The 12,823-nt window shown below is 72.8% G+C and carries 9 protein-coding genes; 7 read left to right on the top strand and 2 right to left on the bottom strand.

The window, feature by feature from the left end:
* The first annotated feature begins 40 nt into the window (after positions 1-40).
* Together ACZ6QQ_RS25375 and ACZ6QQ_RS25370 are read left to right on the top strand one after the other, a co-directional pair.
* On the top strand, positions 41-991 hold the full coding sequence (locus ACZ6QQ_RS25375; protein WP_465879618.1) for a hypothetical protein: 951 nt from the start codon (positions 41-43) through the stop codon (positions 989-991).
* A complete protein-coding gene (locus tag ACZ6QQ_RS25370) occupies positions 988-2,658 on the top strand; it encodes a M16 family metallopeptidase (RefSeq protein WP_465879616.1) in 1,671 nt (556 codons plus the stop codon). Before ACZ6QQ_RS25375 ends, ACZ6QQ_RS25370 begins: the two co-directional genes overlap by 4 nt.
* On the opposite strand, the gene ACZ6QQ_RS25365 is transcribed toward ACZ6QQ_RS25370, so the two are convergent.
* Positions 2,600-3,397: a TetR/AcrR family transcriptional regulator gene (locus ACZ6QQ_RS25365; RefSeq protein ID WP_465879837.1), complete on the bottom strand. Its 798-nt coding sequence runs from the start codon at positions 3,395-3,397 to the stop codon at positions 2,600-2,602. The genes ACZ6QQ_RS25370 and ACZ6QQ_RS25365 overlap by 59 nt on opposite strands.
* A 95-nt stretch (positions 3,398-3,492) precedes the next feature.
* Here ACZ6QQ_RS25365 and ACZ6QQ_RS25360 point away from each other — a divergent pair, with 95 nt between their 5' ends.
* The 5 genes from ACZ6QQ_RS25360 to ACZ6QQ_RS25340 all read left to right on the top strand — a co-directional run bounded on the left by ACZ6QQ_RS25360 (position 3,493) and on the right by ACZ6QQ_RS25340 (position 10,856).
* Positions 3,493-4,476: an ATP-binding cassette domain-containing protein gene (locus ACZ6QQ_RS25360; RefSeq protein WP_465879615.1), complete on the top strand. Its 984-nt coding sequence runs from the start codon at positions 3,493-3,495 to the stop codon at positions 4,474-4,476.
* 29 nt (positions 4,477-4,505) lie between these two features.
* A complete protein-coding gene (locus ACZ6QQ_RS25355) occupies positions 4,506-5,300 on the top strand; it encodes an ABC transporter permease (RefSeq protein ID WP_465879835.1) in 795 nt (264 codons plus the stop codon).
* A complete protein-coding gene (locus ACZ6QQ_RS25350; protein ID WP_465879613.1) occupies positions 5,297-8,128 on the top strand; it encodes a DEAD/DEAH box helicase in 2,832 nt (943 codons plus the stop codon). The genes ACZ6QQ_RS25355 and ACZ6QQ_RS25350 overlap by 4 nt, the downstream gene beginning before the upstream one ends.
* Positions 8,125-8,949, top strand: a complete 825-nt coding sequence (locus ACZ6QQ_RS25345) for an SWIM zinc finger family protein (RefSeq protein WP_465879612.1) — start codon at positions 8,125-8,127, stop codon at positions 8,947-8,949. The genes ACZ6QQ_RS25350 and ACZ6QQ_RS25345 overlap by 4 nt, the downstream gene beginning before the upstream one ends.
* A 209-nt stretch (positions 8,950-9,158) precedes the next feature.
* Positions 9,159-10,856 carry a S8 family peptidase gene (locus ACZ6QQ_RS25340; protein WP_465879611.1) on the top strand — a complete coding sequence of 566 codons (1,698 nt, stop codon included), beginning with the start codon at positions 9,159-9,161 and terminating at the stop codon, positions 10,854-10,856.
* A 112-nt stretch (positions 10,857-10,968) separates the two neighbouring features.
* On the opposite strand, the gene ACZ6QQ_RS25335 is transcribed toward ACZ6QQ_RS25340, so the two are convergent.
* Positions 10,969-12,255, bottom strand: a complete 1,287-nt coding sequence (locus ACZ6QQ_RS25335) for an SGNH/GDSL hydrolase family protein (protein ID WP_465879609.1) — start codon at positions 12,253-12,255, stop codon at positions 10,969-10,971.
* Between the last annotated feature and the right edge of the window lie 568 nt (positions 12,256-12,823).

The raw sequence follows: 12,823 nt of genomic DNA, 5'->3' as shown, positions 1-12,823 counted from the left end.
GGGCACCCGGATCGGGGCGGCGCTGTTTATGATCTTCGCCATGCCCGCCGCCCCGAGCCTGGCGCCCACCGTGGACCCGGCCGCCGCCTATCCGGAATTCGCCCGCCTGCACACCGCCTTCCGGGACCTGGACTGGGACCGCGTGCGGGAGATCATCGACGGGCAGGAACCGGCTGGGCGTACCCGACTGATCCGGATGGCCGCCGAGCTTTCCGAAAGCGGCGTGTCGCCCCGACTGCGGTTGAAGGCCGAGCCGGGCGACACCCTCGCCGCCGCGCTGTTCGCCGGGCGGCAGATCAAATCGGCGTGGGACATCCGTACCCGCGCCCAGGCGGCACACGTCAGCCGAGACCAGTTCAACCGCTTCCACGCGATCCTGCGCGCGGCCGAACAACTGCTGATCGACGCCGCCGCGTACGACCCGAGCGACCCGGCGGTCTGGGTGCAGCGGATCATCACCGCGCGGGGACTGGAACTCGGCCGGTCGGAGGCCCGTCGCCGGTACGACCGGCTCGCCGAGCACGACCCGCACCACCTGCCCGGACAGTCGCAGTTCCTCCAGCAGATCGCCCCGAAGTGGAGCGGCTCACTGGAGCTGATGCACACCTTCGCCCGTACGGAGATGCTGGCCGCGCCCGAGGGGGCACCGAACGCGCTGCTCGTCCTGGAGGCGCACCTCGAACACTGGCTCGAACTGTCCGGCGCCGAGCGGTCCGGATATTTCGGCAACGACCGGGTGCGGGAGGAGATCCGGGAGGCGGCGGCCCGTTCGGTGCTGCACCCGGCGTACCGGCGCACGATCGGCTGGGTGACCGTCGAGAACTACTTCGCCTTCATGTTCGGCATGATCGACGACGAGGTCGCGGCGGCCCGACACTTCACCGCCGTCGGACACCTGGTCAGCGAATCACCCTGGGAGTACCTCGGCAACCCGCTCACGGTCTTCACCCGGCGCCGCGACCGGGCGCTCAAGAGAGGTGGCGCGCGATGATCCGCCAGACCGAGGTCGACGGCGTACCGACGCTGCTCGCCGGCACCACCGGGCCGATGCACGCCGGGCTGATGTTCCGGGTCGGGCAGGCCGACGAGACCCTCGCCCGCCGGGGCATCACCCACCTGCTCGAACACCTGGTGCTCTTCCCGACCGGCACCGCCGACTACCACTACAACGGCGCCACCGGCAACGTCATCACCTACTTCCACCTCCAGGGCTCCGCCGCCGACATCGGCACCTTCCTGGTCGGGGTCTGCCGGTCCCTGCGCGACCTCGCCACCGAGCGGCTGGAGATCGAGAAGACCATTCTGCGTACGGAGTGGAGCGGCCGGACCCGCTCGGCCGCCGACCCGATGCCGGTCTGGCGGTACGGCGCCAGCGACTACGGCCTGGTCAGCTACCCCGAGTGGGGGTTGTCCGGGCTGACCTCCGACGACCTGCGCGACTGGGTCGCCCGGTACTTCACCCGCGAGAACGCGGTGCTCTGGATCGCCGGTGACGAGGTCCCGTCGGGGCTGACCCTCGACCTGCCGTCCGGCCGGCGCCAACCGGTACCCGTGGCGTCCTCGGCGTTGCCGACCACCCCGGCGTTCTTCCGTGGACCGTCGCGGGCGACCGGGTGGGACGCGGTGGTGCCGAGGAACGCGGTCGCCACCGTGTTCACCGGCGTGCTCGAACGGGAACTGTTCCGCGGCCTGCGGCAGCAGGGCGGGCTGTCGTACACGACGGCGGCGAGCCACGACCCGCGCGGCGACGGCTTCACCGTGGTCACCGCACTCGCCGACGCGCTGCCGGAGAAGCAGGACGCCGTACTCGGCGGATTTGTCGACGTACTGGCGAAGCTGCGGATCGGCCGGATCGACGAGGCCGACCTGACCGCCGTGGTCACCAAGGCCACCGACTCGCTGACCACCGCCGAGGCCGACGCCGCCCGGCTGCCCTCGGCGGCGTTCAACCTGCTCACCGGTCACCCGTTGCGCTCCAGCGACGAACTGGCCGGAGAGCTGAAGGCGGTCACCATCGAGCAGGTACGCGAGGTCACCGGCATCGCGCTCGACTCGGCACTGTTGATGACCCCGGCCGGACGCACCGCCGACTGGGCCGGTTTCGTCGCCGCGCCGACCGGTTCCGAGGAGGCCGTCGAGGGGACGACGTACCCGGGGCTGGGTAACCGGTCGACGCGGCTCGTGGTGGGGGAGTCCGGGGTCAGCCTGGTGCCGAAGGAGGGCGAGCCGGACACCGTACGGTTCGACCGGTGCGTGGCGATGCTCGCCTGGCCGGACGGGGCCCGCCAACTCGTCGGCGCCGATGCGATCACGGTCCGGATCGAACCCACCCTCTACCAGGGCGCGACCGCCGTGGACATCGACGCGAAGGTGGCGCCGGAGCTGCGGGTCGACCTGCCGGCCCGCGAGCCGGACGAGATCCCGCGACCGGGAACCGCGAAACCGGGGGCCGGGACCGTGACGGGCGGGGCCCGCCGGCTCCAGGTGGGCGCGATCGGGCTGGTGACCGTCGTGGTGGGCCTGGCGGCCCTCGGCGTCACGGTCGCCATGATCCTGGGGGCGGTGGAGTTCCGCCTGCTCCCCGCGATCGGTTCCTGGATCATCGCCGGCTACCTCGGTCGGAAATTCCTCGCGAAGTGGCAGGACCGGCAGAACTGACGAACACCTCGATCCCGTCGAGGACCCGCTGCAACCCGAACTCGAACGCCCGGGTCGGCTCGTACGGGCCCTGGTTCGCCTCGCCGGCCGCGCTGCCGACCGCGCTCGCCACCGGGTAGCGGTCCGGGTCGAGGACCTGCTCCAGTAGCGGTGCCTGCACGGCCCACCACTGTTCGTCGGTCATCCCGGTCCGGCGTTGCACCTGGTCGGCCTCGACCGCGCCACGGGCCGCGCCGGTGACGTAGCCGAGCAGGAGGGTGAGCACCGAGTCCATCTCCACCTCGGTCAGCCCGATGCCGGACAGCGCCCGCAGCTCGTAGTCGTACTTGGCGATCAGGTGGGGGCCCATCGGGGGGCGCTGCACCGCCACCTCCAACATCCACGGGTGCCGCTGGTAGGTGGTCAGGTTCTCCCGCGCGATGTGTTCGAGCCGGGTCCGCCAGTCCGACTCGCCCCGGTCGGGCCGGTCCATCCGGCCGAGCACCGCGTCGAGCATGATGTCGACCAGTTCGGCCTTGCTCGGCACGTACGTGTAAAGCGACATCACCCCGACGCCGAGCCGTTCGGCGAGCTTGCGCATGGACAGCGCGGCCAGACCCTCGGCGTCGGCCAGCTCGATCGCCGTGTCGACGATCCGGTCGACGGTCAGCCCGGACCGGGGGGCCGGTTTCTCCGGTCCCCGCCAGAGCAGGGCCATGCTGCGGGCCGGGTCCCCGCTGCCGGTGTACTCGGTGCTCATCGCCGCTCCCAGGACGTCCGCGAATCGGGTTGGCACCTGCCAACCGTACGGTGTACGGTCTGTTCCGTACACCGTACGAATCTTAAGGGGTCCGGATGGCAGTGACAGCGGCAGCCGTACAGGTCGAGGGTCTGGTCAAGCGCTACGGCGGGCGCCCCGCGCTGGACGGATTCGACCTGCGGGTGGAGCCCGGCACCGTACACGGGCTGCTCGGGCCCAACGGGGCGGGCAAGACCACCGCCGTACGCATCCTCACCACGCTGCTGCGACCCGACGGCGGCCGGGCCCGGGTCGCCGGTTACGACGTCGAACGCGACCCCGTCGCGGTACGCACCCGGATCGGGCTGGTCGGCCAGCACGCCGCCGTGGACGAGATCCTCGGCGGCCGGCAGAACCTGGTCATGTTCGGTCGGCTCTACCACCTGCCCGGCGCGACCGCCCGACGCCGGGCCGACGAACTGCTCGCCCGCTTCGGTCTCGCCGACACCGGCGACAAACCGGTCGGGCGCTACTCCGGCGGCATGCGCCGGCGCCTCGACCTCGCCGCCAGCCTGATCCTCGCCCCGACGGTGCTCTTCCTCGACGAACCCACCACCGGGCTCGACCCGGGCAGCCGGGCCGAGGTCTGGGACGCCGTCCGGGGCCTCGTCGCCGGCGGCACCACGGTCCTGCTCACCACCCAGTACCTGGACGAGGCGGACCAGCTCGCCGACCGGATCTCGGTGGTCGACCACGGCCGGACCATCGCCGAAGGCAGCGCCGACCAGCTCAAGTCGCGACTCGGCGGGGACCGGATCGACGTGGTGGTCCGCGACCGCGACCAGCTGCCGGTCGCCGCCTCGGTCGTCACCGCGAGCGTCGGCGCGCAGGCCGAGGTCGACCCCGACACCCGGCGGATCAGCGCCCCGGCCGCCGAGCGGGTCACCGCGCTCTCCGCCGTCGTCCGGGGACTCGACACCGCCGGCATCGACGCCGAGGACATCGCGCTGCGCCGGCCCACCCTCGACGAGGTCTTCCTCCATCTCACCGGGCGACCCACCACCGGTGCCGCTTCGACCGACGAGAAGGTGACCGCGTGACCACGCTCGCCCCGCCCCCACCCCGATCGGTGCTCGGCCGCCTGCGCTGGGCGGTGGTCGACGGCTGGACGATCACCCACCGCGACCTGTCGCACTGGGCCCGGCAGCCGTGGCAGATCGTCATCGCGCTGCTCTTCCCGGTGCTGACCGTGCTGATGTTCGGCTACCTGCTCGGCGGCGGCATGACCGTGCCGGGCGGAGGCGACTACCGGGAGTTCCTGCTGCCCGGCATGTTCGCCCTGACCATGGTCTTCGGGCTGGAGACCACGTTCGCCGCGGTCGCCACCGACGCGGCCAGGGGCGTCACCGACCGGTTCCGGTCGATGCCGATGGCACCCTCGGCGGTGGTCGTCGGCCGAGGCGCCGCCGACCTGCTCAACTCGATCGTCGGTCTGCTCCTGATGATCGGCTGCGGGCTCGCCGTCGGCTGGTCCTGGCACCACGGACCGGTACGCGCCGCCGCCGCGATCGGGCTGCTCCTGCTGCTGCGCTTCGCGCTGCTCTGGGTCGGTATCTGGCTCGGCCTGCTGGCCAGGGGCCCGGAGGCACTGGTCGCCGTACAGATCCTGGTCTGGCCACTGGGCTTCCTGTCCAACACCTTCGCCGCACCGCAGACCATGCCGGGCTGGCTCGGCGCGATCGCCGAATGGAACCCGCTCTCCTCGACCGTCGCCGCCACCCGCGAACTGTTCGGCAACCCCGGCTGGGGCGGCGACTCGTGGATCGCCCAGCACGCCCTGCTGATGGCCGTACTCTGGCCCACCCTGCTGATCGCGGTGTTCTTCCCCCTCGCCGTACGCCGTTACCGCAGGCTCGGCGCGTGACCGGGACAATGGCCGTGGCGGCGCGCGGCGTACCGGACCGTGCCGGTGCCGACGGGGACGAGGGGGCGACGGTGGAACTCGCCCGGTGCGCCGTCCTGTTCGAACCGGCCGATCCGCCCCGCGCCGGCACGGTGGCGTTCTGGACCGGTGACGGGGCCCCGGAGCCGGTGGGGGAGCCAGGCCCGCTGACCGTGCTCACCCCGGATCCGGCCGACCCGACCGGGGTCACCGTACGCACCGTGCCCGCCCGCCGGCTGCCCGTACGCGACGCCCTGGCGCTGCTCGTACGGGCCCGACGGGGCGGCGGTGCGGCCCACCCGGCGGCGGTGTTCTGGGGTGCCGTCGCCGACGAGGCGTTGCACCTGGTGGGCCGGGGAAGGCTGCTGCCGGGCATCTCCCCGGCCGGCTTCGACGCCTGGCGGATCGGCCCGTTCGACGCCTCCGACCTCGAACGGGTCGCCGCGCTCGGGGCCGCGATGCCGGCCGCCGCGCGGGCGGTCCCGCTGCCCGCGCAGGACCCGCCCCGGCTGCCCGACGCGGTCGCGCTGGTACGCGCGTTCCTCGACGCGGTCGCCGACACCCTGCCCCGGCACACCGACACCACCGCCGTCTACGCCGCCGACGCGCCACAGCGGGTCGACGAGCTGCGCGACTGGGCCGGCGAGATCGCGGCGGTGGACGGCGGGCTGCGGCTGTCGCTGCGGATCGAGGCCGATCCGGACGACGTCGGCTCCGGGCCGCTGCGGGCCGTACTCCAGGTCGCCGACCGGGACGACCCGGCCTACCTGGTCGACGCCCGTACGCTCTGGGCGCCCGACGCCACGACGCCCCTTCCGGAGACCGCGCGCACCGGCACCAGCCTGGCCGTACGCCGGGCCGGGCGGGTGTTCCCGCCACTGTTGCGCCTGCTCGACGACGCGGTGCCGGACACCCTGGTCCTCGACGACGACGAGGTCACCGACCTGCTCGGCGGTGCCGCCGGTCGGCTGGCGGCGGCCGGGGTGGCCGTGCACTGGCCCCGGGAACTGGCCGCCGACCTGAGCACCACGGCGCTGCTCGGCGGTGGTCGGGACCTGCCGGCCGGCACCTCCGCCCTGTTCGGCGACGGCCGGCTGTTGGAGTTCAACTGGCAGGTGGCGCTCGGTGGGATCCCGCTCAGCGCGGCCGAGATGGACCGGCTCGCCGAGGCACACCGGCCGGTCGCCCGGCTGCGCGGACGGTGGGTCCTGGTCGACCCGGAGACCGTACGCCGGGCCCGGCACCGGATCCTGCCGGCGCTGAGCCCGGTTGCGGCCCTCGGCGCCGCGCTGACCGGCACCGTCGACGTCGACGGGCGGGCGGTGCCGGTCGGCGCGACCGGGTGGCTGGAGGAACTGCGGCGGCGGGTCGCCGACGCCGAAGGCGGCACCGAGCCGCTCCGCGCCCCGCCGGGGCTGACCGCGACGCTGCGCGACTACCAGCTGCGGGGGCTGCGCTGGCTGACCCGGATGACCTCGCTCGGTCTGGGCGCCTGCCTCGCCGACGACATGGGACTCGGCAAGACCGTCACCCTGATCGCCCTGCACCTGCACCGCCAGCGGGACCCGGAGACCGCCGGGCCGACCCTGGTCGTCTGCCCGGCCTCGCTGCTCGGCAACTGGGAGCGGGAGATCCGCCGGTTCGCCCCCGGTGTGGCCGTACGCCGTTTCCACGGCACCGGACGGGATCTCGACCCGGCCGACGGCTTCACCCTGACCACGTACGCGACGATGCGGCGCGACGCCGCCCGGCTGGCCGGCGAGCGCTGGGCGATGGTCGTCGCCGACGAGGCCCAGCACGTCAAGAACCCGGCGTCGGACACCGCGAAGGCGCTGCGGACCATCACCACCGGGGCCAGGGTGGCGCTCAGCGGGACCCCGGTGGAGAACAACCTGACCGAGTTGTGGGCGATCCTCGACTGGACCACGCCGGGGCTGCTCGGGCCGCTGCCCGCGTTCCGGGAGCGGTGGGTGCGCCCGGACGCGACGCCGTACCTGGACCGGCTGGCCCGGTTGGTCGGCCCGTTCCTGCTGCGCCGGCACAAGACGGATCCGGGCATCGCCCCGGAGTTGCCGGCCAAGACCGAGACCGACCGCCCGGTGACGCTGACGCCGGAGCAGGCGGGACTCTACGAGGCGGTGGTCCGAGAGACCCTCGACCAGATCAGGCAGAGCACCGGGATGGCCCGGCGCGGGCTGGTGCTGGCGCTGCTCACCGCGCTCAAGCAGATCTGCAACCACCCGGCCCAGTACCTCGACGAGGACGAACCGAGGCTGCGCGGCCGGTCCGGCAAGCTCGAACTGCTCGACGAACTGCTCGACACGATCCTCGCCGGTGGGGGAGCGGCCCTGGTCTTCACCCAGTACGTGGCCATGGCCCGGCTGCTCGAACGGCACCTCACCGGGCGCGGGATCGACACCCGGCTGTTGCACGGCGGGACCCCGGTGCACCGCCGGGAGGAGTTGGTGGCGCGGTTCCAGGCCGGTGAGATCCCGGTCTTCCTGCTCTCGCTGAAGGCCGCCGGCACCGGGCTCAACCTGACCCGCGCCGACCACGTGATCCACTACGACCGCTGGTGGAACCCGGCGGTGGAGGACCAGGCCACCGACCGGGCGTACCGGATCGGGCAGACCCGGCCGGTGCAGGTGCACCGGCTGATCGCGGAGGGCACGGTGGAGGACCTGATCGCCCGGACCATCGCCGACAAGCGCGGACTGGCCGACGCCGTGCTCTCCGGCGGGGCGGCGGCGCTGACCGAGCTGACCGACGACGAACTGGCCGAACTGGTGGCCCTGCGGGAGACGGCATGACCGACGGCAACGGCGGCGGGGGCAGGAGCACCGGCGGCGAGGTGCTGGGTTTCCCGGCGTTCCCGAAGGGGCTGCGCCGGATCCCGCGCTTCGCCCGCTCGTGGTGGGGGCGGGCCTGGCTGACCGCGATGGAGGAGACGGCGCTGGACAGCATCCAACTCCGCAAGGGCCGGCGGTACGCGTACGGGGGGCACGTCGGTTCGATCACGGTCAGTCCGGGGCGGCTCGCCGCCACCGTGTACGACGACGCGGGTGCGACGTACCGGACCGTGGTGGAGGTGGAGCGGCTCACCGACCGGCAGTGGGAGCGGCTGCTCGGGGCGGTCACGGCGAAGGCGGGTCACCTCGCCGCCCTGCTCGACGGGGACGTGCCGCACGAGCTGGTCGACGCCGCCCACGACGTCGACGTACGGCTGCTGCCCGGTCCGGGTGACCTGCAACCGCACTGCTCCTGCCCGGACTGGGAGTTTCCCTGCCGGCACGCGGCGGCACTCTGTTACCAGTCGGCGTGGCTGATCGACGCGGATCCGTTCGTGCTGCTGCTCCTGCGCGGTCGGGGCGCGGCCGGGCTCCTCGGTGACCTGCGCCGGCAGCCACCGGTCCCGGAGCGGGAGGTGGGGGCGGCGCCGGCCGGCGTACCGGCGGTGGGGGTGTTCGGGCGGCCGGTGGCCGAGCTGCCGTCCGTACCGCCGGATCTGCCGGAGCCGGACCCCGACGGGCTGTTGCCGGCGGTCGTGGCCGGGCCGGGGGTGGATCCGGCGTCGCTGCGGCGGCTGGTCGCCGACGCGGCGCACCGGGCACGGGTGCTGCGCGTGGGTTGATCCACCGCCGTGGCTCGTCTGTCGGCAATTGTCGGTTGCCATTGATGGTGATAGATCGACAACCGGTACCGTCCAATGTGGTGACCCGAGCCCGGATCGATGAGAAAGTGTGGCCGTAAATTGATGACCATCGCTTTCCTGTCGACCCGGAAAAGCCCTGGTGGGATCCTTGCCGGGCCGGCGGGCCGACCACGGAGGAGGGACCGTCCATGCACGACAGTCAGCAACCGGCAACCGCACGACGCCCCGGCCACGCCCGATGGCGCGGCGGCGCGTCCGTCGCCCTGTCCCTCGCGCTGGTGGCCGGCGGCCTGGCCGCGCCCGGCGCCGCCGGTGCCGCCCCCGGCCGGGTCACCGGCCCGGCGCCGCTGGTCGCCGCGACCGGGGCCACCATCCCCGGCAGCTACATCGTGGTGCTCAACGGGAAGCCCGGCACCGTCGACGCCGCGCGGGCCGGCGCCGCGATCTCCCGCGCGGCCGCGCTGGGCGTCACCGTCGAGCACCGGTACGACGCCGCCCTCAACGGCTTCTCCGCCCGGCTCACCCCGGCCCAGGTCGCCGCCCTGCGCGACGACCCCTCGGTGGCCTACCTGGCACCGAACCAGCGGGTCGGCATCGACGTCGCGCAGACGCCCGCCACCTGGGGCATCGACCGGGTCGACCAGCGGAACCTGCCGCTGAACAACACCTACGACTACGATCAGACCGGCGCCGGCGTCACCGCGTACGTCATCGACACCGGGATCCGGCCCACCCACGCCGAGTTCGGCGGGCGGGTCTTCCCCGGCTACACCGCCATCGGCGACGGGAACGGCACCAACGACTGCAACGGCCACGGCACCCACGTCGCCGGCACCATCGGCTCCACCACGTACGGGGTGGCGAAGGCGGTGCGCCTGGTCCCCGTGCGGGTGCTCGACTGCGCCGGCGGCGGTACGGCGGCCACCGTCATCGCCGGCATCAACTGGGTCACGGCCAACCGCTCGGGGCCGTCGGTGGCGAACATGAGCCTCGGCGGCGGGGCGTACCAGCCGATCGACGACGCGGTCACCAACTCGATCAACTCCGGGGTCACGTACGTGGTCGCCGCCGGCAACTACAACACCGACGCCTGCGCCTTCTCTCCCGCCCGCACCCCGACGGCGATCACGGTCGGCGCCAGCACCAGCGCCGACAGCCGGGACACGACGTACTCCAACTGGGGCGGCTGCCTCGACCTGTTCGCCCCCGGAACCGCGATCACCTCGACCTGGTCCACCGGCGACGGTGCCACCAACACGATCAGCGGCACCTCGATGGCCAGCCCGCACGTGGCCGGTGCCGCCGCGCTCTACCTGAGCACCAACCCCACCGCCACGCCGGCCACGGTGACCTCGGCGATCCTCGGCCGGGCCACCCCCAACGTGCTGGCGAACGTCGGCACCGGCTCGCCGAACCTGCTCCTGTTCACCGGCACCGTGGCGGTGTCGCACGCCGGCATGACCTGGCGGGTGCTGGAACAGCGCGCCGACAACGTGGTCCGGGTCGGCGCCGACGAACTGACCAACCCCTACCAGGGCGACACCCCGGCCAGCGCCGCGCTGCCGCTGCTCTGCCTCCAGGTCACCGGTGCGCCGTTGCCGCCCGGCGTCGTCACCAACCAGTACGCCGGCTGGTCCAGCGGCAACGTACGGATCACCGCCCCGGTGTTCGGTTCGCAACTGACCAGCCTCGGTGCGGCGGACGCGATCTGCGCCGCGAACTTCGGCGCCGGCTGGCGGATGGCCGAGTTCCACGACGGCGTCTACTACTTCGGCGGCCGGTTCCAACTCCGCAGCGGCTGGAGCATCTGGGCGCACGGCACCCCGGCGGCCAACACCCGGTTCTGGGCGTACATCAACGACCAGCCGGCCAACCCGTGGAGCTGACCCGAGCCGGCTCGGCCGCACCGGCCTGACCGCACCCGACCGACCGAACGGCACCGGCCGCCGCCACCCGCCCGTCAACGGGGCAGCGGCGGCCGGTGCCGTCGGGTACGGATCAGGAGACGGTGATCGCCCCGTTGCCGGAGCGTACGCACGCCACCGTGCGGTTGACCGTGGCCGCCGCCCCGGTCAGGCACTGCCCGAGCACCGCGTGTCCGGCGGCGTTCGGGTGCCAGCTTTCCTGGCAGGTCTGGAAGTACGTCACACACGCGTTGGCGATCCGCTGGATGGCGATCTTGTCGTAGCCGGAGAGGCTGGTCAGGAAGGAGCCGGTCGGCCCGTCCTGGAGCCGGATCGGGGTGGCGAGGGTGCCGGTCGGGCTGGTCGCCGCCTCGCACAGCCGGGCGCCGTCGAAGGCCCGCTGCACGTTCAGGTACACCAGGTCGTCGGCCGGGAACTCGGACCGCATCGTGTTCGCCACCGACTGGACCAGGGTGCCGAGGTTGCCGGAGAAGAGGTGACCGGCGGCGAGGCTGGCCCGGTGGATCGGGCAGCCGGCCGCGTACCGCTCGGCGCCGAGGTCACGGAACTTGTCCCGGCTGTCGTCGCGGCCGTCCTCCTCGTGGAACCGGGACTCCAGGTCGAACGGGAGCGGGTTGGTGTAGTCCTGGAAGACGACCCGGTGCTGCCCGTCGGGGTCGATCTGGTCGAGGGTGGCGAGCAGTTGCCGTACGGCGGTGGTCGTCTCGGCGGTGGCGGCACTGACCATGGCCGGGGTGGCCAGGTCGCCGGAGCTGCACGGGGCCTGCTCGACCGGGCCGCCGAGGTAGGCCCAGAACTCCCACCAGCCGGTCCAGGCGTCGGCCACGAACCGGTTGGCGCACTTCGACGCGACGTCGCCGAAGGTGAACGAGCTGTTGTTCGAGCCGAGACCGATCAGCACGAGGTCGATGTCGTGGGTCTGGGCGACCGCGCGGAGCTGGTCGAGCTGGGAGGCGACGGTCCGGCCGTTGGCCCGGTTGACCGAGGCGGTGGCGATGTCGTGCGGCTGGCCGCCGGAGCAGGCGAGGTTGAACCGGGCCTGGATGCCGGGCAGGTTCGCCTGGTTGAGCGAGGCGTTGGCGGACCGGTGGCAGAAGAACGCGTTGTTGTTCGGCGCCGACCAGCCGGGGAAGCCCTGGGCCACGCCGTTGACGTCGACGACCGGGGTGTACGCCCCGGCGCCCTCGCCGCTGACGAAGCTGTCGCCGAGCGCCACCGCGGCGGTCGGTAGGGCCGCGATCTCCGCGACCGGTCTGGCTGCCGCGCCGGATCGGGCCCAGGTGGTGGCCGACAGCGCATCGACCGAGCTCAGGGTCGCGACGAGGGCGACCACGAGCGCGGTACGACGGAACATGGACATGGGGTGTCCTCCCTGCTGATCGCAGAATGCGAGATATCTTCGCGACCGCGATCAGACCACGCTCCGCGCCTGTCGTCAACGATCGATCCACATGGTTTTGTCGATGATCCGACCGAACCTGGTCCGTCCGTCGTGGACACCGCCGGACGGGCCGCGCGGGACCGGTGGGTGGGACCGGCGGGGTCGTCACTGGTCCGGGTGGTGGACGGTGCTCCGCAGACGGGTGCGGGCGACCGTCGCGGACGGGTCGTCTTCGCCAACGACCGAGGTGGGACGGTGTACGACCGGCGCGTCCGACCACATCGATCAGCCGTACGGGCCGACGCGGTGGACCCCGTCGGCCGCTTGTCGGGGTCGGCAAGCCGCCCGCTCGCCCGACGCAGCCGATGACTATCGGTGGTTACGTTATCGCGCATCGCTGAACGGGTGCGGTCGTCGTCGCTGCCAAACCCCTAATCGTCTACTTGACATGAACTCGGGTCAGCTTCTACCTTCGACTTAGTGTCAGAATGACGAAAACGGCGGGGTCGTTCCACCGCAAGCCCGCGCCCGTCGTCCCGGCGATACA

Source organism: Micromonospora sp. NPDC049529 (genome assembly GCF_055586685.1).
This window is presented reverse-complemented; position numbering and strand designations above follow the sequence as displayed.

Coding starts and splice junctions, on each gene's coding strand:
- ACZ6QQ_RS25375 (WP_465879618.1), top strand. CDS start 41: ATGCCCGCCGCCCCGAGCCTGGCGCCCACCGTGGACCCGGCCGCCGCC.
- ACZ6QQ_RS25370 (WP_465879616.1), top strand. CDS start 988: ATGATCCGCCAGACCGAGGTCGACGGCGTACCGACGCTGCTCGCCGGC.
- ACZ6QQ_RS25365 (WP_465879837.1), bottom strand. CDS start 3,397: ATGAGCACCGAGTACACCGGCAGCGGGGACCCGGCCCGCAGCATGGCC.
- ACZ6QQ_RS25360 (WP_465879615.1), top strand. CDS start 3,493: ATGGCAGTGACAGCGGCAGCCGTACAGGTCGAGGGTCTGGTCAAGCGC.
- ACZ6QQ_RS25345 (WP_465879612.1), top strand. CDS start 8,125: ATGACCGACGGCAACGGCGGCGGGGGCAGGAGCACCGGCGGCGAGGTG.
- ACZ6QQ_RS25340 (WP_465879611.1), top strand. CDS start 9,159: ATGCACGACAGTCAGCAACCGGCAACCGCACGACGCCCCGGCCACGCC.
- ACZ6QQ_RS25335 (WP_465879609.1), bottom strand. CDS start 12,255: ATGTCCATGTTCCGTCGTACCGCGCTCGTGGTCGCCCTCGTCGCGACC.